This window comes from Streptomyces sulphureus DSM 40104, assembly GCF_000381025.1.
GTDB lineage: Bacteria > Actinomycetota > Actinomycetes > Streptomycetales > Streptomycetaceae > Streptomyces > Streptomyces sulphureus.
Window position 1 is genome coordinate 25361 of record NZ_KB905829.1, and the last position, 22285, is coordinate 47645.

Here is a 22285-nt window from a genome sequence, read left to right on the forward strand (position 1 = left end):
CCGAGCCCCGAGCCCCGAGCCCCGAGCCCCGAGGCTCACCCCTCTCCGAGCAGCTCCTGTGCGTCCGTGATGCGGTATGCGTAGCCCTGCTCGGCGAGGAACCGCTGGCGGTGCGCGGCGAACTCCTGGTCGACCGTGTCCCGGGCGACGACGGAGTAGAAGCGCGCCTCGTGCCCGTCGGCCTTCGGCCGGAGGACTCGCCCGAGACGCTGCGCCTCTTCCTGCCGCGACCCGAAGGTGCCGGAGACCTGGATGGCCACGGTCGCCTCGGGAAGGTCGATGGAGAAGTTGGCCACTTTGGAGACCACGAGGCAGTCGATCTCGCCCTCGCGGAAGGCACTGAAGAGCTTCTCGCGCTGGACGTTGGTGGTGTCGCCCTTGATGACCGGGGCGCCCAGGTGCTCGCCGAGCTCGTCGAGTTGGTCGATGTACTGCCCGATCACCAGCGTCTGCTCCCCCTGATGCTTTCTGACCAGGGCTTCCGTGACGTGCTGCTTGCTGGCGGTCGTGGCGCAGAACCGGTACTTCTCGTCGGATTCCGCTGTCGCGTAGGCGAGCCGCTCGGAGTCCGTGAGATTGACCCGTACCTCGACGCAGTCGGCCGGTGCGATGTAGCCCTGCGTCTCGATCTCCTTCCACGGGGCGTCGAAGCGCTTCGGCCCGATCAGCGAGAAGACGTCGGACTCCCGGCCGTCCTCCCGTACGAGGGTGGCGGTGAGGCCGAGGCGGCGGCGTGCCTGAAGATCCGCCGTGAACTTGAAGACGGGAGCCGGCAGCAGATGCACCTCGTCGTAGACGATGAGACCCCAGTCCCGGGAGTCGAAGAGCTCCAGGTGCGGGTAGACGCCCTTCCGCTTGGCCGTGAGTACCTGGTATGTCGCGATCGTGACGGGGCGGATCTCCTTCCGCGTCCCGCTGTACTCGCCGACCTCCTCCTCGGTCAGGGAGGTCCGTCGCACCAGTTCGTGCTTCCACTGGCGTGCGGAGACGGTGTTGGTGACGAGGATCAGCGTCGTCGCCTGCGCCTCGGCCATGGCCCCTGCACCGACGAGCGTCTTCCCGGCTCCGCACGGCAGTACGACGACTCCGGACCCGCCGTGCCAGAAACCCTCCACCGCCTGCCGTTGGTACGGACGGAGCTGCCACTCGGTTTCGTCCAGGGCGATGGGATGGGCCTCTCCGTCGACGTAGCCGGCCATGTCCTCGGCCGGCCAGCCGAGCTTGAGGAGGACCTGCTTGATCTGCCCGCGCTCCGACGGGTGGACGGCGACGGTGTCCGGATCGATGCGCGTACCGACGAGGGGCTGGATCTTCTTGGAGCGGAGGATCTCCTCCAGCACGGGACGATCGGTTGTTTCCAGTACGAGACCGTGCGCGGGGTGCTTGTTGAGCGTCAGGCGACCGTAGCGGCCCATCGTCTCTGCGATGTCGACGAGCAGTGCGTGCGGGACGGGGTAGCGGGCGTACTCGACGAGCGCGTCCACGACCTGCTCGGCGTCGTGACCGGCCGCACGGGCGTTCCACAGTCCGAGCGGCGTGACGCGGTAGGTGTGGATGTGCTCGGGCGCCCGCTCCAGTTCGGCAAAGGGCGAGATCGCCCGGCGGCACTCCGCGGCCTGCTCGTGGTCGATCTCGAGCAGGAGCGTCTTGTCGCTCTGAACGATCAATGGGCCACCTGGCACGTGCTTCTCCTCCGATCACGGACGGTTCGAGGCCGCCTCGCCTTTCGAAGCGGTGCACTCGGGGCTCGGGGCTCAGGACCCCGGGGCTCGAAGCTTCAGGCACCCGGGGCTCGGGGTCCCGCACCGAACCCGGAGCCTCGGCTCCGGTCCCCGGAGCTCGGGGCTCAGACCCCGGACTCACGGCTCACGGAACCGGAGCTCGGGGCTCGGAGCTCGGGGCTCAAAGCCCTCGTGCCCGGAGCTCGCGGCCCGGAGCTCGGAGCCCGGCACCGCCGGCTGAGCCCCGGCCCGCCCTGCTGAAACCGCGGCTTGAGGCTCAGCGCCCAGCTCTCGGTACGCGGGACTCCGCCCCGAAGCTCACCCCGATCCCCGGAGCGGCCCCGAGGCTCGAAGCGAACCAGCGCCCAGCCCCCAGCCAAGCGTCCAGTGTGCCGCATCTCCAACCCTCGCCGACGCGAAAGCCATCCCTAGACCCGGGCCGCACCCTTGATGCCGCATGCACAACAACGCGCACCACCCTCCCCATTCCGGCCACCCACCGCTCGTCCTGCGCTACGCACCCCAACCGGACCACACCAGAAATCGATCACCTTCGACCCACAACCGACCAGCCACGCCACCGCACCACGACACAGCCCTCCCACAGCCGAAAGCCCCGCAGCCGACCCCCGCTCATCCCCCGGAAAGCTCCGCCACCCCCGTGATCCGATGGAGCGGATACGTCCGCACCTCCTCCGCAGTGTGGTCGTACCCGGTGACGAAGCCGCCCTCGACGCGTACTGGCGCGAGTACACGCTGGCTGGCGGCCCCATCGGCGTTGACGTAGCCGATCCATACTTCGCCCCCGCTGAGGGCAGCCGACTGCATCGTCGCGAGCGTCTCGGCGGCCGTCGTACGCGGCAGCTCACCGGTGAAGCCGGCCTGCCGCTGGCCGCGAGCGGGCGACACCGCTCCGGCTCCCGCGGCCGCCGCGTGATCGCCCGCCCGTACGGCGCGGACGGCCGCTTCGAGCAACGCCGGGTCCGGGAGGGGCGGCCCATCCGGCACCGGACGCGGTGGCGTGCGCTCCGGCGCGCGGTGACGTTCCGCCCGGGCGACGACGACGTCTCCCGTCGCCGACTCGGCCGCAGGCGCGTACCCCATCTCGCGCAGCCGCGTGAGGAGTTGGTCCGGCGGCGCCGGCGAGGCGAGCACGGTCGGCGCGAGGAGGCGGAGCCGTAGCTGGGCGCCGCGCTTGTCGGCGAGGATCTCCGCCAGCAGGGTGTCGTCGTCGCACCGCAGGTACGAGGAGGCGGCTCCCACGCGGAGGGCGCCGTGACGACGTGCCACGTCGTCGATGAGGTAGGTGAGGGGCTGCGGAACCGGGGTCCGCGCATGCGCGGCGAGGAAGGCGTGGATGTCGGCCGCGCTGCGCCCCGCGTCGAGCCCGCGGCGTACGGAGGCGGGGGAGAAGCGGTACACCGTGGCACCGCCCTTCGACTCGATGTCCGCCAAAGAGCCGAGGACGTCGGCGAGTTCACGTTGGAGCGGCCCGGGGGCCACGGCGGTGAGGTCGGCCTGGAGGAGGACGTGGTCGAGCGGCTCCGGCAGCAGAGGGGCGAGCGCCTCGGCAGCCGCCGGGGCGCCCTCTCCCTCGGGCGGCGCGAGAAGGGGGCGTGCGTATCCTGCCAGCGCGCCTCTGCCCGTGACGCCGAGGGACTCGGCCTCCTTCAGCGTCCAGTCGGCGAGAGCGCGGCGCAGCTCGCCCGAGGCGCCGCCGCGGAGGGGCTTCTCCCAGTCGAGGCGCGCGAGGACGGAGTCGGGTTCCGGTGCGGTGCCCGGCTCGGGCTCGGCGAGCAGTTCGAGCGTGCGACGTCGTATCTCGGGGGCGGGACCGCGGTCGAGGCCCGGACCGAGCGCGGCGTATCCCCGGCCCTTCGCGTCACGTTCGCCGACGAGCCCGGGGAGCCGCGTCCCGTCGAGCCAGGCGCCGACGAGCCGGACCCACTTCAGGTGCTCCGGCGCACGAAGCCAGTCGTCGTACTCGGGGGTGGGCGCGAAGCGCTCGTCCTCCTCGCCGTCGGCCGTCACGAGCCCTGCGGCGTAGGCGAGTTCCACCCAGAACGCCGCGACGGGCTCGGGCAGCTCGAGCGCGTGCGCCGTGCGTTTGAGCTCCCGTACGCCGAGTCCGCCGGCGCGCAGCACCGGCGGCGGCTCGGCCTCCCACGACGAGAGGAGTTCCTCGACGACCGCGTTGGCCGCCAGCGCCTGTCCCGCCGCGGCCCCGTCGACGGACGCGACGGTGTGCGTGCGCCGCGCGGTCAGCTCCGGCGGGACGGGGCGCAGTTCGCGGTGTGCGCGCCCGCCGCGGAGGTGGAGCGCCACCTCGCGCGGGAGGACGACCGTGGAAGGACCGCTGCGCACGAGCAGCCCCCGGTCGAGGAGCCATCGGATCGGCGCGGAGACCGGCCCCTCGTCGGCCCGCCCCGTGCGGGAAGCACCGTCCCGCTGCTCGACGGTGCCGTACGGCGGCCCCCACTCCAGCCGGCCGAGGATCTCCTGCGACTCCGCAGGCGCCTGGGCGAGGAGCGCCTCCATGGCGGTGCGGTCGGCGAAGAGAGCGGTCAACGCATCGAGAGCGCTCACTGGATCGTGCGTTCCCGGGAGACCGGTGTGCGAAAGGATCTCCTGCAGGCGCCCCGGTGACATCCCGGCGACGGCTTCGGCGAGCGTCGGCCCCAACCCCGTGGGCGAGCCGCCCTGGCCCGGACGGCCGGGCCCGAGGAGCTCGCGCGCGGTGCGCACCAGCCGGAGCCGGTCGTCCGGGCCCCAGAGCAGGGCCAGTCGACGGAGCCGGTCCAGCGCGCCGGGGAGCGCGTGTCCGGCGTCGGGGAGCAGGGACCGCAGCGTGTCGAGGTCGCAGGGGTCGGGCGCGACGGCGAGTGCCTCGGCCGTCTGCAACGTGAAGGCGTCGAGGCGTTCGACGGCGCGGACGATCGACGCCCGCGTACCCGCCCTCGTCGCGAGCTGGGTGAGGTCGGCCGGGACGGGGGAGAGGAGGTCCGCCCTGGCGCGGAGCAGGGCGGCGAGGGACGCGTCGTCGCGTGCCCTGAGCTCGTCGGCGAGCGTCCGCGGGGATGTGCCGCGGCGGTCCCGGCCGTCGGCCGAACCGTCGGTGTGCTGCTGCTGCGCCTCGCTCATCTCTCCCACGTTAGCTGCGCGCCCGGGAGCAGTGGAGTGCCGAACGGTTCTCTCCCGTGACGGACGGAGGGGCAAGGGGCGCAGCGCCACGCTGTGCGGTCGCGGTACCGTCGGTCCGGACGCGCATGGCGGGGTCCCGCTCGGCGGGGCGGGCGAGGTCGTTGGGGCAGCGGTGGGGATCGAGAGCGAGCAGCTCGTATTCGACTATCTGAGCAAGGTCGGCGACCTTGCGCACGGCACGTCGTTGACGGCGACCGAGCGCGCCCGCCTCGTCGGCGACCTGCGCAGCAGGATCGACCGCATGCGGGCGGAGGAAGGCGGCGCACAGAGCAAGGCCGCCGTCCGGCGCATCCTCTCCCGGCTGGGCAAGCCCGAGGAGGTCGTCTCCCGCGCGGGCGAGGAGGAGGTCGCCGAGCCACGGCACACCCCCGTCGACGTCGGAAAGAGACTTCCGGGACAGCGCACCCGGCGGCTTCCGTTCCGCGGCCGGTCGACAGAGGAGGGCGAAAGCGGGCCGTCGGTCCCGTCCCCCCGCGACGGCGACACGCAGCAGAAGCCTCCCGGATTCCCGACGTCCACGGGCGCCGCACCCCCGCATCTCGCCGGACTCGACGAACTCGGCCCCGAGGAGTCCGATCCCGACTGGTGGCGACTGGACTCCGGCACACGCGGCGGGCCGTTCGACACCGGCCCGTACAACGCGCGGCCGAGCGACGAGGGAGCATCCCCCGGCGGTTCGGAGGACATCGTTCCGGGGTTCGTCGGGGGCATCGAGCTGCCCGAGATCTGGCGCCAGCCGGCGTCCGAGGAGGAGCCCAAGAAGGGGCCTTCGCTGGAGAAGGCGCCGGCGGACACGGGCGTCGAGCAGGACACGGCGGAGAGCGACGCCGCGGAGACGGCACGGCGCGGTCCCGCCGGCGCTCTGCGCGGCCTGCTCCGCAAGCGGGTGGCGGTCGGGCCGCGGCACGGCGGGATCGTGGAACTCGCCGCCGTTGTGCTGCTGTTGGCGGGGGCAGCGCTCGGGTCGCCCATCGCGCTCGCGGTGGGGTGGCTCGCCGCGTGGTGGGCGCCGAAGTTCAGCCGTACGGAAGCGAAGTGGGCCGCGTTGGGGATGCCCGGGCTCGTCGCGATCGGCACAGGGGTGTGGCTCTGGGGGCGGCTCGACGGGCGTTGGGGGGAGCCGCTCGCCGAGGGGGCGGACGCGCTCGGCGAGGTGGTGTCGGGGGCGCTGCCCGTGGTGCTCCGGGTGGCGGCCGTCGCCAGCGCCGTGTTCCTGCTGTGGAGGGCGCGCAGGCAGGCGTAGCGGTCGGGCTCCGGCGGCCGGCGCGGGCCCTGCCAGGCAGAATGGCCGCATGGTTGATCCAGCTTCGAACACCGTGCCCGCGGTCGGCTTCGATCTCGACATGACGCTGCTCGACACCCGCCCGGGCATCCGCGCCGCCTACGACGCGCTCGCCGAGCGGACGGGGCAGCACATCGACAGCGCGCTCGCGATCACGCGGCTGGGCCCGCCGCTCGAGGTCGAGCTGGCCGAGTGGTTCCCGGAGGAGGAGATTCCGCGGATCGCGCAGGTCTACCGAAGCCTCTATCCGCAGTACGCGATCGAGCCGAGCTCCGCGATGCCGGGCGCGCGGGAGGCGGTGGCCGCCGTCCGCGAAGCCGGCGGGCGGGTGGTCGTCGTCACGGCGAAGTACGAGCGGAACGCCAAACTCCACCTCGACCACCTCGGGTTGACGCCCGACGTCCTCGTCGGCGATCTGTGGGCCGAACGCAAGGCGGAGGCGCTCAGAGCCCACGACGTGGGCGTCTACGTCGGCGACCACCTCGGCGACGTCGCAGGTGCGAAGACCGCGGGTGCCCTCTCCGTCGGCGTCGCGACGGGCCCGATCCCGGCCGACGACCTGCGCGCGGCCGGGGCCGATGTCGTCCTTCCGGAGCTGACCGCGTTCGCCGACTGGTGGCGCGGCTACGTGGCGTCCTGACGACCGGAGCTCAGCGTTCCGGCGGGACGGTCGCCTCGCGCGCCGCCCGCCGCTGCGCCGCCGCCGTACGCACCACGCCCGCGGCCGCGACGAGGAACCCGACCCCCATCAGCATGCAGACGAAGTACGCGACGGAGGGGAAGCGCTCCGTCCCGAGGAAGAGCGGTGCGACGGTGACGACCGTCGCGACCGCGCCCACGAGGAAAACGATGCCGCCGATTCGTACGAGAAGATCACCGGCGGAAGGAGTTTCAGCGTTCACCCGCCCAGGGTAGGCCCGTCTTCAAGTACGTGGGGGAACCCCCGGCGGCGCCTTGCAGCCGGGCCCTGGGCCATTAACCTTGGTCGATGCGGGTCCTGCGATCCGCTCAACGGCTCTCGGAGTCGATATCGCGTAGGTTTCGCGCATTTCCCGCATCCGCGAACGGGTTCGCCCGCCGAGTACGAGACGAGGACACGTGCCTACCGGCAAGGTCAAGTGGTTCAACAGCGAGAAGGGCTTCGGCTTCCTCTCCCGCGACGAGGGAGGGGACGTTTTCGTCCACTCCTCGGTACTCCCCGACGGGGTGGACTCGCTGAAGCCGGGCCAGCGCGTGGAGTTCGGCGTCGTCGCCGGTCAGCGTGGGGATCAGGCGCTCTCCGTCGCACTGCTTGACCAGCCTCCCTCCGTCGCGGCAGCGCAGCGGCGCAAACCGGACGAACTCGCCTCCATCGTCCAGGACCTGACGACGCTCCTCGAGGGCATCTCCCAGTCGCTCGAACGCGGCCGCTACCCGGACAAGCAGTCCGGCCGACAGGTCGCCGGGATGCTCCGGGCCGTCGCGGATCAACTCGACGTCTGACGGCCGGCGCCCGGCGCGCCGGACGCCGGCTCGAGGACTCCGCTCAGGGGAAGCTGAGCTGCTCCGACTTCAGATGCGGTACGAGCCCCTCGTCCGCCGCCCTGGCGAGCAGGCCGCGGACCGCTGCGTAGCCGTCGGTCCCCAGATCGGCGGTGAACTCGTTGACGTAGAGCGCGATGTGCTGGTCGGCCACGTCGCGGTCCATTTCCTGCGCATGCTCCGCGACGTACGGGCGGGACGCCTCCGGGTCGTCCCACGCCATCCGGACGGAGCGCCGTACGGACTCGGCCAGTTGCTCCAGGACCTGTGCGCCCAGTGAGCGCTTGGCGACGATGGCGCCGAGCGGGATCGGGAGGCCCGTCGTGGTCTCCCAGTGCTCGCCCATGTCGGCGAGGGAGTGGAGGCCGTAGCGCTCGTACGTGAAGCGGGCCTCGTGGATGCAGAGGCCGGCGTCGACGGCGCCGTCGCGGACCGCCGGCATGATCTCGTCGAAGGGCAGGACGACGACCTCGCCCACGCCGCCGGGCACCTCCGAGGCGGCCCAGAGCCTGAAGAGCAGGTAGGCGGTGGAGCGTTCGCTGGGGACGGCGACCTTGGCGCCGGCGAGGTCGGCGGGGCGGCGCGGCTCGCGGGTGAGGACGAGCGGGCCGCAGCCGCGTCCGAGTGCGCCGCCGCAGGGGAGCAGCGTGTACTCGTCGAGCACCCAGGGGAGCTCCGCGTACGAGATCTTGAGGATGTCCAACTCGCCGCGTTCGGCCATGCCGTTGGTGCGGTCGATGTCGGCGAAGGTGACGTCGACAGTGGGGGCTCCGGCGACGCGTCCGTGCGCCAGCGCGTCGAAGACGAAGGTGTCGTTGGGGCAGGGGGAGTAGGCGATGGTCAGAGGGTGGGGAGGGGTGGGCATCGGGAGGCTCCTGGATGGGTGTGGGCTGGTTTTGGGACCGGGTTGCGTTGGGGGCGTGGTGGGTTGGGGGCCTTGTACGGGTTCTGGCTTCGGGAGTGGGGGTTGATGCCGAGCCTTGGATTGAGCTCCGGGCTTCGAGCTCCGGGGCCTGAGCTCCAAGCTCCGAGCTCCGGGTCCTGAGCTGACCTTCCCGTTTCACAACGGCCCTCGAGCTCCGGCCTGTGCGGGGCTCAAGCTGCAGTCTCCGGAGCTTCGAGCCATGGGCTGGGAGCTTCAGGACGGCGGGCCGGACCCCGAGCTCCCAGGAGTCGCGGCTTGAGCTCCGCGTTCCGAGCCCCGAGCTCCGAGGTTTGGCCTGCGGGCGGCGCCTCGACTGCGTTGCGAGCCCCGCCCTGACTCCCGACGAAGCTGAGCCGGGAGCGTCGACTGAGCCCCGGGCTCCGAGCTCCGAGCTCCGAGCTCCGAGCCCCGGGCCCCGAGCCCCGAGCCAAACCCTCACCCCCACCCCACCAACACTCCCGCACCCCCCCGAAACACCCCACGCAGCCCCTCCAACGCCCCCGCTATCCCCCAGCTCCCCCGGTCGCGTGGCCCCACAGCGTTGGAGACGGTGCGAAGTTCAACGACGGGAACCCCATGCGCGGTAGCGGCCTCGGCTACACCGAACCCCTCCATGCCCTCGGCAGCCGCTTCCGGATGGCGCTCCGTCAGCTCCCGGGCGCGGTCGGCGGTGCCCGTGGCGGTCGTGACGGTGAGGACGTCGCCGAGCACACCACCGGTCGCAGCGGCCACGGCGTACGCCAGCCGGCCCGGCGGGTGGTGCTCGGAGGTGCCGAACCCGAGCTCCGTCACCGGCAGGAACCCGTGATCGGCGGTCTGCGCCCCGAGATCGGCGGCGACGATCTTCCGCGAGACCACCGCGCCTCCCATGCACAGTCGGGAGCGCTCCACCGGCCGTCCCGAGCCCGCGCCGCCTGCCGCCCCGGTGGCGGAGCCCGCGACCCCGCCGACGTCGAGACCGTCGTGCACGTCGCCCGCTGCCGCACTGCCGCAGTCCGTAAGGAACCCTCCGCCGATCCCCGCGGAGACGACGAGGCCGTACCCGGCATCTTGGCCTCCGGCAACCGCCGCCGCGGTCAAGGCGGTTGCCGCCCCCGCGGCCGCAGCGGCGGGGCCTGCCCCGACGGCGACAGCATCGAAGACGGACGCCTCCCGACCCGCATCCGCCCGCACCGAAACGGCGATGCGCCGCATCTCGTAGCCGCCCGGCAGGTGAAGCGACCGCACCTCCGACCGCTCGCCGACACCCGAGCCCCCTGGCGAGCCCTGCGCGGCTCCCCAGTCGAGAATCCCCTGCTCCACGGCCTCACGCTCAGCGGAAACGGCGGTGACCACAAGTACTCGGCGACGACCGCTCACCACAGCACCGGCCCTCGAAGCGCAAGCGCCGTCCCTTGCAGCGAACCCGGGCCGTTCAACAGGCCGGGCCTCAGGACTCGTTCTTGAGCTTCAGGTGCCAGACGCCCTTGGCGGTGCTCCCGTCCGTCTCGACGATGGCGAGGCGGGCCTGGTTGCTCATCGAGGTCTGGCCCGTGGGGCTCTGCTGCTGGAAGAACGCCTCGCCCGGCAGCGAGTAGTAGGTCTTGTTGATCGGCTGTGTCACGGGCTGCCCGTCGATGTAGATCGACCAGCCCGTCTCGGCCACGTCCGGCTCGACGCCCACGCGGAGCTTGTCGCCGGTTCCGATGGCGAAGGTGTCGCCCTTGTTCTCCTTGAGGCAGTTGTCGAACTTCGACTGTGCGAGCGCCTTGCCGTCGTTGTAGCAACTCGCCTCGCTGGAGACGGAGTTGCCGCCGACCGTCGCCGTCGTCACCGGGGTGGGCGCGGAACAGCCGGAGAGCGCCAGGAGGCCGAGGGAGGCGGTGCCGACCGCCACGGCGGTGCGCACGGTGCGTCGGGACGGAGACGGCATGCGGTCCTGCCGCGTGGCAATGCTCATGTCCGCAGGCTACCGGGCGGTTGTGGTCAGGCTACGCGGGGGTGCGGCGTGCCGCGGCGCGCTGCGGAGACGAGTCCCCGTACGGACGTGAGGCACCCCAGCGCGACGATTCCCGCCGCGACCGCCATCCCCAACGTCCCCCACAGCGGTAGTGCGATACCGACGGCGCCGCCCGCGACCCAGGAGCACTGGAGCAGCGTCTCGGAGCGCGCGAAGGCGGAGGTGCGGACGTGTTCGGGGACGTCGCGTTGGATGAGTGCGTCGAGCGAGAGCTTGCCGAGCGCCTGCGCGACTCCCGCGGTCGCGGCGACGGCGGCGACGGTCGGCGTCTTGAGGAGTACGGCCGAGAGGACGGCGACGCCGACGGCCGCACAGAGCACGCAGACGATGATCGCTTCGGGCGCCCGCGACCTGAGCCAGGCACCGATCGCCGTCCCGACGGCGTTGCCCGCCCCCGCGGCCCCGGCGACGAGCGCGAGGAGGAACGCGGGATGGTGCCCGTCGAGCGGCTGTTCGCGGAGGAGGAAGGCGAGGAAGAAGGTGAGGAACCCGGAGAGCGCCCGGAGCGAGGCGTTGGCGGCGAGCCCGTGCACGACGGAGCTGCCGACGGTACGCAGCCCCGGCCGCCGCCTGCGGCGGGCAGCGGCCTTGGTCTCGTGCGCGGCCTGCGGCTCTCCGGTGGCGAGGAGTGCAGTGCCCTCGCCCTTGGCCGAGTCGACCTTCGGGTCGAGCAGGAAGGAGAGGAAGGTCCCGAGGACGAAGACGGCGAACGCCCCGTAGAGCGGCCACGCTTCGCCGACGAGGTGGAGTCCGGCCGCGACGGGTGTGGCTGCGCCGGTGGCGAGGAGCCCGGCGAGGGTGACGCGGGAGTTCGCCTTCACCAGGGGGACGCGCGCCGGCAGCAGTCTGGGCACGACGGCGGAGCGTACGACTCCGTACGCCTTGGAGGAGACGAGCACCCCGAGCGCCGCCGGGTAGAGCTCGATCCCTCCGCCGGCCACCGCTCCGGAGAGCGCGAGCGCGAGCAGCGCTCTGGCGAGCATGGCGGCGGCCATGGCGGCACGCCTGCCGTGCGGGATGCGGTCGAGGAGCGGGCCGATGACGGGGGCGAGCAGCGCGAAGGGCGCCATCGTCACGAGGAGGTAGAGGGCGACCCTGCCGCGTGCCTCGCCCGTGGGCACGGAGAAGAAGATCGTTGACGCGAGGGCGACGGTGATGAGCATGTCGCCTGCCGAGTTGACCGCGTGGAGTTCGATGAGGCGCCCCAGCCCGGACTCTCCCGCCCCCTGCGCGTGGGTGGCGCGGCGGATGCGTCGCGCCAGGGCGGCCGGCGGCCGGCGCAGCACGCGGCCGATCCCTCGGAGCTTCTCGGCAGCCACGACCCACAGTGTGCACCCGGACGCGGTTGGGCACGGCATCCTCCGCGGAACCCGTGGGGTAGCGTGGGTGGACGGTGCGCTCCGCACGGCCCTGAGCGCGGGCGCGGACGTCGCAGCGGCCCAAAGGTCCCGCTCCGTCCCTCTCCCGGCGCTTGCCGGCCGCCGTCGGACCGCGCATGCCGACAACGGCGCTACAGCGTAGGAGAGACGATTCTTGTGAGTGCTGCATGAGTGCCGCGACGCAGAGCCCCAAGCGGAGCGCGCGGAGCCGCCGCACCCCGGACCGGCTGTGCGCCGAGGCCGTCGGCCTCGCGAAGGAGGCCGTCGAGGAGGTGGCGGGTCCCGGCGCCGTCGGCGAGTACGTCGAGGCGGTGGCCGACGGGGACCGGGTGGTGACGCACTTCTTCGAGTCGCGTCAGCCCGGCTACCGGGACTGGCGCTGGGCGGCGACCGTGGCGCGCGCCTCCCGCGCGAAGGTGGTCACGGTCGACGAGACGGTGATGCTGCCGGGGCCCGACGCGCTGCGCGCCCCCGAGTGGGTGCCGTGGAGCGAGCGGCTGCGCGCAGGCGACCTCGGCCCCGGCGACCTCCTGCCGACGGACGCCGACGACCTGCGCCTGGAACCCGGCTTCTCCGGCGAGGAGGCGCCGCCCCCCAACTCCGCCGTCTCCGCGGAGGCGGAGCGCGCGCAGGAGGCCCGCGAGTCCGACGAGTTGACGGCGGCCGAGGACTTCGGCGACGTCAGCCCGGTCGGCGAGGACCTCGGCGAGACGGAACTGCGCACGGGCTCGCCCGCCGCGCCGGCGCCGATCCCGACGCGTGCGCGGATCGCCGCCGTCGCGGAGGACCTCGGGATGGGGCGCGCCCGCGTCCTGTCGCGGTACGGGCTGCACACGGCGGCCGACCGCTGGGAGGAGGCGTACGGGCCCAAGTCCCCGATGGCGCAGGCGGCGCCGGCCGCGTGCGTGAGTTGCGCGTTCCTCGTGCCGCTCGGCGGCTCACTGCGGCAGGCGTTCGGCGTCTGTGCCAACGAGTTCAGCCCCGCCGACGGCCACGTCGTCTCCTTCGCCTTCGGCTGCGGCGGGCACTCCGAGGCGGCCGTCATGCCGAAGCCGCCGCAGCCTCCGCCGCCCGTCCTCGACGAGACCCGGAACGACGTCCTCGAACTCGGCGACGCCGAGCAGGCCGTGGACGCACCGGCGCCGGAGGCCGACGCGGCACCGGAGGAGAGCGAGGACAAGCCCCGCTCGGGCGGTGGGAAGTCGTCGAGGAGCCGCCAGCGCCGCAGGCGCTGAGCCGCCGGTTCGGGCCGCAGTGCGCCGGCCGGGCCCGTCATGCCGTACCGTCACCGGGCAGACGGCATCCGAGGCGACCCGGGACGACGAGGAGAGTGCGGCGTGGACGGCGGCGGAGCGGTACCTGTTGGGCGCGCCCCGGAGGCGGACCCGTTCGGCACGGCCGCGTTGCGGCGCGGAGTCCTCGACGGTTGGGCCGCCTCGGCCGCGCGGTTCCGTGAGGACGCCAACGCGGAGCAGGACCTCGTCCTCGGCGGCTACCGGGATCGCCTCGTCGTCGAGTTGGCGCAGAACGCTGCCGACGCGGCGGCACGCGCCGGCGTCGCGGGGCGGCTCCGGCTGACCCTCTCCGACGGCGTGCTCGTCGCCGCGAACACGGGGGCTCCGCTCGACGCCGAGGGTGTCGCCTCGCTCGCGACGCTGCGTGCTTCGGCCAAGCGCGACGAGGCGGGCGAAGAGCGGGCCACGGTGGGCAGGTTCGGGGTCGGCTTCGCTGCGGTCCTCGCCGTGAGCGACGAGCCGGCGGTGGTCTCCCGTACGGGCGGTGTGCGCTGGTCCCTGGGTGAGGCGCGCGAGCTCACCGCCGAACGCGGCACCGACGCACCGCAGTTGCACGAGGAGCTGGCACGCAGGGACGGCCATGTGCCGCTGCTGCGGCTGCCGTTGCCGGCCGAGGGCGCTCCGCCCGAGGGTTACGAGACGGCGGTCGTGTTGCCGCTCCGGGACGCGGCGGCCGAGGAGTTGGCGCTGCGGCTGTTGGAGGGCGTCGACGACGCGCTCCTGCTCACTCTCCCCGGCCTCGCCGAGGTGGCGATCGAGGTCCCGGAGGGCACGGGACCGCAGCAGGAGGGCCCGTCGCTGCGCACGCTCACCCGGACCACCGAGGAGCCGGGACAGCAGGCGGAGAGCGGCGAGGCGGTGCTGGGCGAGACGCGTATCGACGACGTCTCGCCGCGCGGGACCGCCGTGACGCGCTGGCGCACCGCTTCCCTCGTCGGCGAGGCGGGGGCCGAGCTCCTCGCCGACCGGCCGTTGGAGGAGCGTCTGCGCCCCGAGTGGTCGGTCACCTGGGCGGTGCCGGTCGGCGACGACGGCGGTCCGCTGCCCCCGCGCACGGTGCCGCGGGTGCACGCGCCGACGCCGACCGACGAACCGCAGGGCGTCCCCGCGCTGTTGATCGCTTCCTTCCCGCTGGAGCCGACCCGGCGCCGGGTCGCGCCGGGACCGCTCACCGAGTACCTCGTGGAGCGGGCGGCGGAGTGCTACACGGAGCTGCTGCGCGGCTGGCGTACCTCTGCCGCCGGCATCCTCGACCTCGTCCCCGGGCAGCTAGGAACGGGCGAACTCGACGGTGAGGTCCGTGCGTCGGTGCTGCGCCGGCTGCCCGCCACCCCGTTCCTCGCGGGTGCGGCGAGGGAGGACGGGGCGCCCGCCGTGCTGCGTCCGCGGGACGCCGAACTCGTCGAGGGGGCGGGCGCCGCGACGGTCGAGGTGCTCGCCGAGCTCTTCCCCGCGCTGCTGCCCGCCGGGCTGGAACACCGTTCCGAGCTGCGGGTGTTGGAGGTGCCGCGGATTCCGCTGGCGGACGTCGTCGACCGTCTCGCCGGCGTCGAGCGCGGCCCCGAGTGGTGGTGGCGGCTGTACGACTCGCTCGCCGGCATCGACCCGGACCGCCTGAGCGGCCTTCCGGTGCCGCTCGCGGACGGCCGGACGACGATCGGTCCGCGTCACGTCCTCCTGCCGCAGCCGCCGCGCGAGGGCGTCACGGAGTCGGCAGAACCCGCGCGCCTTGCCGGGCTCGGCCTGAAGGTGGCGCATGTCGCCGCAGCACATCCGCTGTTGGAGAAGCTCGGCGCGACGCTCGCCACCCCGCGGTCCGTCCTCACGACACCGCAGGTGCGCGCGGCCGTTGCCGGGTCGCTCGACGCCGACGAGGTCTGGGACCCGGAGCAGCAGGGCCCGGACGCCGAGGAGTTGGCGGCGACCGTCCTCGCGCTGGTGCGCGACGCGGGCCTCCAGCCGGGGGACGAGCCGTGGCTGGCGGCGCTCGCTCTCCCCGACGAGGAGGGCGAGTTGGCGCCCGCCGGCGAGCTCGTCTATCCGGGCAGCCGCTTCCAGCAGGTGATCCGCGAGGGCGAACTCGGGGTGTGCGACGCCGCGTTGGCCGAGGAGTGGGGCGAGCAGCCGCTCACCGCCGTCGGCGTGCAGGCGGAGTTCGCCCTGGTGCGTGCGCGGGACGTGGTCCTCGACCCGGACGAACTGGAGCCGCGCGACACGGAGTTCGCCGAGCCCGACGACCCGGGCCTCCTCGACGCCGTCGACGTGTGGTGCGAGGACGCGCTCGACCAGCTTCCCGAGTACCCGCTGCCGCCCGTCGCCGCCGAGCTCGTCGCCGTCCGCGACCTCGACCTCGTCGACGACGAACGCTGGCCGCAGGCGCTGGGGATGCTCTCCGAGCCGCCCCTGCGCGAGGCGCTCACCGAGCCCGTGCGCGTGTTGCCCGCGAGCGGCCCCGTCGCCAACGTCCGTGCCTACACCGCCTGGTGGCTCCGCGGGCACCCGGTCCTCGACGGGCGGCGCCCCGCCGGGCTGCGTACCGCGGGCGGCGACCCGCTGCTCTCGGGGCTCTACGAGGAGGTCGACACGGGACCCGTCGCCGACGCCGGCGTGCTCCGCGCTCTCGGCGTGCGCACGACGGCGTCCGCCCTCCTCGACGAGCCCGGCGGTGCCGCCGAGCTCCTCGCGCGTCTCGCGGAGCCCGAACGCCCCGTGGAGGCCGCGCAGTTGCACGGCCTCTACGGACTGCTCGCCCTGCTCGACCCGGACGAGGTCACCCTCCCCGACGAGCTCCGCGCGGTCGACCCGTCGAGCGCCGGGACCCTCGTCGTCGACGCTTCCCGTGCCGTCGTCGCCGACGCGCCCGATCTCCTCGCGCTCGCGGGCGACCGTCCCCTCCTCCCCGTACCGCCGCGGTACGCACGGGAGTTGGCGGAGCTGCTGGAGGTGGACAGGTTGAGCCGTGCCGTCCCCGGCGCGGTCTCCGGTGCCGCGACGGAGCGCGAAGTGCCGGCACAGGTGAGGGTGGTGCTGCCCGAGGCGCCCGCGAGCTACTTCGAGTACGACGAACTCCGCGTCGACGGCGTCGAGTCCGACTGGCGCGTGACCCCGGACGGCGCCGTGCACGCGGCGACCTTCGAGGGCCTCGCGGCAGGGCTGGCGTGGCGCACGGGCCTGTGGAGCCGGCGCTTCGAGACTGCGGCGCTGCTGGAGGACCCGTCGCGTGACGCGGAGTTGGCGCAGGCGCGCTGGTTCGACTGACGGGCCCCGGGCTCAGGCCCGGGCACCCCCCGCCGCGATCCCGGCGAGGACGAGTTCCCAGCCTCGCCCGAACTCCTCCTCCCGCTTCTCGACCTGGGAGAAGGACGAGGCGAGCAGCGGGTACTCCGCGGTGCGCGAGGCGAGGTGCCCGGCGACGGCCGTGCGGGCCGCCTCCTCGTCCGCGCGGTGTCCCCACACCGCCTCGGCCTGCGCCGAGCCGATGACGTAGTGGCTGACGACGCCGGCCGCCGCGGCGAGCCCGGACTCGTCGAAGCCGGCGGAGGCCAGCGCCGCGTACGCGTACTCCGTGGCGCGGAGCGCCTGCGGCCCGGCGAGCGGCCGCGTTCCGGCGAGGTGGGCCGCCCACGGGTGGGCGAGGAGGACGGCGCGGAGCCCGGTGGCGAAGGCGGTGAGGTCGCGGCGCCAGTCGTCGCTCGGCGGGGGCGGGTCGAGTTCGCCGAGTACCGCGTCGAGCGCCAGGTCGAGGACGTCCTCCTTGGTGGCGACGTGCCAGTAGAGGCTCGTCGCGTGGGCGTCGAGGCGGGCTGCGAGGGTGCGCATGCTGAGCTTCTGCACCCCTTCGCCGTCGAGGAGTTCGACGGCGGCGGCTGTGATGCGCTCGCGTGAGAGCTGCGGCCGCGCGCGTCCGGTGCGCTCCTCGCGGAACCACACCGCTCCGGCTTCGCCCTTGGTCACTTGTTGCCTCCCCGCCTCGGATCGCCTTCCGGGAGCCTACCTACCAGCCGACAGCGCTTGCCTTCTCATACACTGTTGGATAGCGTCCGTCAGTGTTGGACAACCGAGGGAGACGCCGTGGACGAGACGACGCAGCCGACCCGCGACCGCTCCGCCGAGAGGCCGGGCCACCCGCGCCGCTGGTCGATCCTCGCCGCCCTCTGCGCGGCGCTCCTCCTCGTGGTGGTCGACAACACCGTCCTCCACGTCGCCCTGCCCGCGCTCGGACGGGCCTTCGACGCCTCGATCGGCGACCTCCAAGGGGTCCTGGAGTCGTACGTCGTGGCCTTCGCGGGACTGCTCATCACCGCCGGCGTCCTCGCCGACCGGTACGGCAGGCGACGCGTGCTGCTCGTCGGACTGCTCGTCTTCGGTGCCGCCTCCGCGCTCGCCGCTGCGGCGCCCGGCATCGGGTGGCTCGTCGCCGCGCGCGCCGCCATGGGCGTGGGGGCGGCCCTGGTGATGCCGTCGACGCTCGCCGTCCTCGTCGACGTCTTTCCGCCGGGGGAGCGCGCCCGCGCCTTCGCGGTGTGGAGCGCGGTCGCCGCCGTCGCCATGGCGGGCGGGCCGCTCCTCGGCGGTGCGCTGGTGGACGCCTGGAGCTGGGCCGGGGTCTTCCTCGTCAACGTGCCCGTCGTCGCGGTGGCTTGGGTCGGGGTGGTGCGGCTCGTCCCCGAGTCGCACGGGGATCGGGCGCGTCGGCTCGACCTGGCGGGGGTCATGCTGCTGACGGCGGGGCTGGGTGCCGTCGTCCTCGCCGTCGTCGAGGTGCCGGAGCGGGGTGCGGACGCGCGGGTGCTGGGGAGCGGGGCGCTCGGCTGCGTGCTGCTCGCGGTGTTCGCGGCGCGCACGAGGCGGGTGGCGTATCCGCTCGTCGACCTCGGGCTCTACCGGGACCGGCGGTTCTCGGGGGCGAGCTTCGCGGTCGCCGTGCTCACCGTCGCGACCGGCAGCATTCTCTTCGTCCTCGCGCAGTACCTCCAACTCGTCCTCGGACTCGGTGCGTTCGAGACAGGGCTCGCCGCGGTGCCGCTCGCCGCAGGCGTCGTCGTCGGGTCGTTCTTCGGCGGGCGCGCTCCCCGGCGGTTCGGCGAACGTGCCTGCATCGTCGGCGGGTTCGTGGTCACCGCTGCGGGCTTCGCGGTCCTCGCGACGCTCGGTACGGGGAGTCCGCTCGCGGCCGTGGGCGCGGGGCTCGCGCTGGCCGGGCTCGGCTCCGGCCTCGGGGGGCCCGCCGCGACGAGCGCGGTCCTCGGCGCCGTGCCGCCCGAACGCGCGGGAGCCGGCGCCGCGCTCAACGACACACACCAGCAGCTCGGCATCGCGCTCGGCGTGGCGCTCCTCGGCAGCCTCCTCGCCGCCGTGTACCGGGTGCGCCTTCCCGAGAGCGTCCCCGACGGCGCGCGCTCCTCGCTCGCCGCGACCCTGCGCCACACGTCGCACGCGGGAGACGCCGAACTCGCCTCGGCGGCGCGTGCGGCGTTCGTCGGCGCACAGTCGACGGTGCTGTGGACGGCGGTGGCCGTCGCGCTCGCCGGCGCGTGCGTCGCACTGCTGACCCTGCGGGAGCCCCGGGAATGAAAGCGGGGCCGGTGGCTGCACCACCGGCCCCGCTCCAACGCGCCTGCTACACGGGGAACTTCTTCCCGACCAGGCGCCAGACGAACTCCAGCGCGACGCCGGCCACCACCGAAATCCCCACCGCCGTCCACGGCACCGTCGTGCCCACCAGCTTCAGCGCGAAGAAGTCCTGGAGGAACGGCGTCACCAGGACCACGACGAACGCCACGCCCATCGTCAGCACCAGGCCGATCCGCCACCACGTGTAGGGGCGGGCGATGATCGCGAGCACCCACATCGCGATGAGGAAGAGCGTCAGCGTCGCGGCGCTCGTCTCCGCGGAGAGCGCTCCCGTACCGCCGTACTGGCTGCGCGCGAAGAGGTACGAGCAGAACGTCGCGGTGCCGGCGACGAGGCCGGCGGGGATCGCGTACCGCATCACCCGGCGCACGAAGTGCGGCTTGGCCCGCTCCTTGTTGGGCGCCAGCGCGAGGAAGAACGCCGGGATACCGATGGTGAGCGAGGAGAGCAGCGTCAGGTGCCGCGGCAGGAACGGGTACGGCACCTGCCAGAGGATCACCAGCAGCGCGAGGAGCACCGAGTAGACGGTCTTGGTGAGGAACAGGTTGGCGACCCGCTCGATGTTGCCGATCACCCTGCGGCCCTCCGCGACGACCGAAGGGAGCGTCGCGAAGCTGTTGTTGAGCAGGACGATCTGCGCGACCGCCTTGGTCGCCTCGGAGCCCGAGCCCATCGAGACGCCGATGTCGGCGTCCTTCAGCGCGAGCACGTCGTTGACGCCGTCGCCCGTCATCGCGACGTGGCGTCCGCGGGACTGGAGGGAGCCCACCATGTCCCGCTTCTGCTGCGGCGTCACCCGGCCGAAGACGGCGCCGTCCTCGATCGCGCGGCCCCGCTCCTCCTCGTCGTCGGGGAGCTTGCGCGCGTCGACGGGCGAGTCCGCGCCGGGGAGGCCGAGTTCGCCGGCGACGGCACCGACCGAGACCGCGTTGTCCCCGGAGATGACCTTCGCCCTGACGTCCTGCTCGGCGAAGTAGGCGAGGGTCTCGGAGGCGTCGGGGCGGAGGCGCTGTTCCAGCACGACGAGCGCCGCGGGCCTCGCGTCCTCGGTGATCCGCGGGTCGTCGAGGCCGACCTCGGTCCCCGCCTCGGCGAGGAGCAGCACCCGGAGACCCTGTGCGTCGAGGTCGGCGACCTCGGCGAGCGCCTCCTCGCCAGGGGCGAGCAGGACGTCGGGGGCGCCCAGGAGCCAACTGCGCGCCTGTCCTTCGGAGGCGTCGTCGACGAACGTGGCGCCGCTGTACTTGCGGGCCGAGGAGAACGGCAGCGTCGCCGTGAGCCGCAGACCGGCCCCGCGCTCCGACGGGTACGCGTCGGCGATCGCCCGGAGGCTCGCGTTGGGGTGCTGGTCGGAGGCGCCGAGTGCGGCGAGGACGCGCTCGTACGCCGCCCGGTCCTCGGACTCCGGTTGCCCGAGGAGCCGCAACTCCCGTACGTCCATACCCCCTTCGGTGAGCGTCCCCGTCTTGTCGAGGCAGACCGTGTCGACCCTGGCGAGCCCCTCGATCGCGGGAAGCTCCTGGACGAGGCAGTGCTTGCGCCCGAGCCGGACGACACCGATCGCGAAGGCGACCGAGGTGAGCAGCACCAGTCCCTCGGGGACCATCGGCACGATGCCGGCGACCATCCGCCGGATCGCCTCGCTCACGTCGTGCTTCTGCACGACGAGCTGGCTGAGCACGAGGCCGATCGCCGCCGGGACCATCATCCAGGTGATGTACTTGAGGATCTGGCTGATCCCGCTGCGCAGTTCGGAGTGGACGAGCGTGAACCGGGAGGCTTCTTCGGCGAGTTGCGCCGCGTACGCCTCCTTGCCGACCTTCGTCGCGGTGAAGGCCCCGCTGCCGGCGACGACGAAGCTCCCCGACAGGATGCGGTCGCCCGGCTGCTTGACCACCGGGTCGGCTTCGCCGGTGAGGAGCGACTCGTCGACCTCCAGCCCGTCGGCCTCCGTGACCTCGCCGTCCACGGGGCACTTGTCGCCAGGTGCGAGCTCCACCAGCTCCCCCAGGACGATCTCCCCCGTCGGGATCTCGACCTTGGCGCCCTCCCTGCGCACCGTCGGCCTCGACTCCCCGATCACCGCGAGGCTGTCGAGGGTCCGCTTGGCGCGCAGCTCCTGGATGATGCCGATGCCGGTGTTGGCGATGATGACGAAGCCGAAGAGCCCGTCCTGGATCGGACCGACCACCAGAATGATCAGGAACAGAACGCCGATGATCGCGTTGAACCGCGTGAAGACATTGGCGCGGACGATGTCGGCGGTCGACCGACTGCTGCGCACCGGTACGTCGTTGACCTCGCCGCGGGCGATCCGCTCGGCGACCTGGGACGAGGTGAGCCCCGTCGCGGGGGTGTCGGGAGCGTCCGGCGCCCCGTCGGCGGCGCGGTCCTCGGAGGGTCCCGCTTCGGTGCCTTTCGGGTGCGTCATGTCCCGACCGCGCCCTCGGCGCTCGGTCGGGGCGCGTACACACCGCGCCCCGCTGTCCTGCGAGTCGACTGGGGCCACATGTTCCGGCATCGCTCCTTGACTGGGGTGGTGGTGCACGCCCGGACCGCCGTCGGCCTGCGGTGCGGGTGGGCCGGTTGGTGCGGGTACTGCGAGAGACGCTCCGGGCACCGGCTCCAGTTGCCCGGTGGGGCGGGGCGTCGGAGCGCCGCCCTCCTCGGCTCAGGCCGAGGAGCCGGACGAGGCGGCAGGACCGGGGTCGGCGGGCCCCGAATCGGCGGCGGCCCGGCGGATCGCCGCGTCACGTCGCCGCACGTACCAGATGCCGAGGCACCCGAGGCCGGCGCCCGCGGCGCAGGTCCACACCCACCAGGTGTGCCCGTGCTCGTCGAACCATCCGTAGAAGGGGAGCTGCACGAGGAACAGGACGAACCAGACGAGGGTGCCGCCGATGACGGTGCCCACGACGTTGCCCTCCAGTGGCTCGGGCGCCTCGTGTTCGCCGTTCGTCCACTTGCCCATCAGGCCCATCGCCCTCGGCTCCCTCTCTCCGGTTCTCGGCGCTGCCCCGTATCTTTCAGCCACCGGACGCGAGTTCGTGCACCGGGGTGCCCGAAGCGTGGTACTGGTCCTGTATGGAAGGCCGCCGGCTGTTGCCGATGTGACCCTCCGCGCTGGGTTGGTGGCTGTGCGCGGCTCGCAGGTTCCGCACTTTCCTGCTCGAAGCTGGATTCCACCCTAACCAGCCGTGGAACGGTTCTACGCGCGGAGATGGCGATCACTCGACTCGTTTGTTCATACTGATGCCTGTTGGATCTGACTGGATTCTTTCGTTGGATGACCCGAGATGATCTAACTCTCCGCCCCCCAGGCCCAGTT

The 22285-nt window shown here is 73.2% G+C and carries 16 protein-coding genes; 6 read left to right on the top strand and 10 right to left on the bottom strand.

Annotated elements, in window-relative coordinates:
- Positions 1-35: 35 nt before the first annotated feature.
- Together F603_RS0129660 and F603_RS0129665 are read right to left on the bottom strand one after the other, a co-directional pair.
- The gene (locus F603_RS0129660; RefSeq protein WP_342665941.1) at positions 36-1682 is read right to left on the bottom strand and encodes a DNA repair helicase XPB; all 1647 of its coding nucleotides are present in this window, start codon (positions 1680-1682) and stop codon (positions 36-38) included.
- 672 nt (positions 1683-2354) lie between these two features.
- Positions 2355-4862, bottom strand: a complete 2508-nt coding sequence (locus F603_RS0129665) for a helicase-associated domain-containing protein (RefSeq protein WP_019549558.1) — start codon at positions 4860-4862, stop codon at positions 2355-2357.
- Positions 4863-5034: 172 nt separating this feature from the next.
- Between F603_RS0129665 and F603_RS0129670 the strand changes: the two genes are divergently transcribed.
- Both F603_RS0129670 and F603_RS0129675 read left to right on the top strand, forming a co-directional pair.
- Positions 5035-6165 carry a hypothetical protein gene (locus F603_RS0129670; protein ID WP_019549559.1) on the top strand — a complete coding sequence of 377 codons (1131 nt, stop codon included), beginning with the start codon at positions 5035-5037 and terminating at the stop codon, positions 6163-6165.
- Between the two features lie 49 nt (positions 6166-6214).
- Positions 6215-6844: an HAD family hydrolase gene (locus F603_RS0129675; protein WP_026328836.1), complete on the top strand. Its 630-nt coding sequence runs from the start codon at positions 6215-6217 to the stop codon at positions 6842-6844.
- Positions 6845-6854: 10 nt separating this feature from the next.
- On the opposite strand, the gene F603_RS33200 is transcribed toward F603_RS0129675, so the two are convergent.
- Positions 6855-7106, bottom strand: coding sequence for a hypothetical protein (locus F603_RS33200; protein ID WP_037957395.1), 252 nt, complete (start codon positions 7104-7106; stop codon positions 6855-6857).
- A gap of 196 nt (positions 7107-7302) precedes the next feature.
- Between F603_RS33200 and F603_RS36345 the strand changes: the two genes are divergently transcribed.
- On the top strand, positions 7303-7686 hold the full coding sequence (locus F603_RS36345) for a cold-shock protein (RefSeq protein ID WP_016906518.1): 384 nt from the start codon (positions 7303-7305) through the stop codon (positions 7684-7686).
- Positions 7687-7729: 43 nt separating this feature from the next.
- On the opposite strand, the gene F603_RS0129690 is transcribed toward F603_RS36345, so the two are convergent.
- From F603_RS0129690 to F603_RS0129705, 4 genes are all read right to left on the bottom strand, one after another.
- A complete protein-coding gene (locus F603_RS0129690) occupies positions 7730-8590 on the bottom strand; it encodes a 1,4-dihydroxy-6-naphtoate synthase (protein WP_019549562.1) in 861 nt (286 codons plus the stop codon).
- 495 nt (positions 8591-9085) lie between these two features.
- Positions 9086-9985, bottom strand: a complete 900-nt coding sequence (gene mqnB / locus F603_RS0129695; protein ID WP_019549563.1) for a futalosine hydrolase — start codon at positions 9983-9985, stop codon at positions 9086-9088.
- Between the two features lie 94 nt (positions 9986-10079).
- The gene (locus F603_RS0129700) at positions 10080-10589 is read right to left on the bottom strand and encodes a hypothetical protein (protein ID WP_026328837.1); all 510 of its coding nucleotides are present in this window, start codon (positions 10587-10589) and stop codon (positions 10080-10082) included.
- A gap of 26 nt (positions 10590-10615) precedes the next feature.
- Positions 10616-11968, bottom strand: coding sequence for an MFS transporter (locus F603_RS0129705; protein WP_019549565.1), 1353 nt, complete (start codon positions 11966-11968; stop codon positions 10616-10618).
- 227 nt (positions 11969-12195) lie between these two features.
- Between F603_RS0129705 and F603_RS33205 the strand changes: the two genes are divergently transcribed.
- The gene (locus F603_RS33205) at positions 12196-13263 is read left to right on the top strand and encodes a DUF3027 domain-containing protein (protein ID WP_019549566.1); all 1068 of its coding nucleotides are present in this window, start codon (positions 12196-12198) and stop codon (positions 13261-13263) included.
- Positions 13264-13365: 102 nt separating this feature from the next.
- The gene (locus F603_RS0129715) at positions 13366-16581 is read left to right on the top strand and encodes a sacsin N-terminal ATP-binding-like domain-containing protein (protein ID WP_019549567.1); all 3216 of its coding nucleotides are present in this window, start codon (positions 13366-13368) and stop codon (positions 16579-16581) included.
- Positions 16582-16593: 12 nt separating this feature from the next.
- On the opposite strand, the gene F603_RS0129720 is transcribed toward F603_RS0129715, so the two are convergent.
- Positions 16594-17277: a TetR/AcrR family transcriptional regulator gene (locus F603_RS0129720; RefSeq protein ID WP_019549568.1), complete on the bottom strand. Its 684-nt coding sequence runs from the start codon at positions 17275-17277 to the stop codon at positions 16594-16596.
- 117 nt (positions 17278-17394) lie between these two features.
- Here F603_RS0129720 and F603_RS0129725 point away from each other — a divergent pair, with 117 nt between their 5' ends.
- Positions 17395-18897, top strand: coding sequence for an MFS transporter (locus F603_RS0129725; protein WP_019549569.1), 1503 nt, complete (start codon positions 17395-17397; stop codon positions 18895-18897).
- Positions 18898-18943: 46 nt separating this feature from the next.
- Here F603_RS0129725 and F603_RS0129730 read toward each other — a convergent pair whose 3' ends face one another.
- Both F603_RS0129730 and F603_RS0129735 read right to left on the bottom strand, forming a co-directional pair.
- Entirely contained in the window at positions 18944-21388 is a 2445-nt protein-coding gene (locus F603_RS0129730; protein WP_019549570.1) for a cation-translocating P-type ATPase, read from the bottom strand.
- Between the two features lie 240 nt (positions 21389-21628).
- Complete coding sequence (locus F603_RS0129735; protein WP_026328838.1) at positions 21629-21928, bottom strand: DUF2530 domain-containing protein; 300 nt, start codon at positions 21926-21928, stop codon at positions 21629-21631.
- Positions 21929-22285: the final 357 nt, after the last annotated feature.

What these genes read in the sequence shown, in the direction of transcription:
- F603_RS0129665 (WP_019549558.1), bottom strand. Translation starts at nt 4,862, where the DNA reads ATGAGCGAGGCGCAGCAGCAGCACACCGACGGTTCGGCCGACGGCCGG.
- F603_RS0129675 (WP_026328836.1), top strand. Translation starts at nt 6,215, where the DNA reads ATGGTTGATCCAGCTTCGAACACCGTGCCCGCGGTCGGCTTCGATCTC.
- F603_RS0129690 (WP_019549562.1), bottom strand. Translation starts at nt 8,590, where the DNA reads ATGCCCACCCCTCCCCACCCTCTGACCATCGCCTACTCCCCCTGCCCC.
- F603_RS0129700 (WP_026328837.1), bottom strand. Translation starts at nt 10,589, where the DNA reads ATGAGCATTGCCACGCGGCAGGACCGCATGCCGTCTCCGTCCCGACGC.
- F603_RS33205 (WP_019549566.1), top strand. Translation starts at nt 12,196, where the DNA reads ATGAGTGCCGCGACGCAGAGCCCCAAGCGGAGCGCGCGGAGCCGCCGC.
- F603_RS0129730 (WP_019549570.1), bottom strand. Translation starts at nt 21,388, where the DNA reads ATGACGCACCCGAAAGGCACCGAAGCGGGACCCTCCGAGGACCGCGCC.
- F603_RS0129735 (WP_026328838.1), bottom strand. Translation starts at nt 21,928, where the DNA reads ATGGGCAAGTGGACGAACGGCGAACACGAGGCGCCCGAGCCACTGGAG.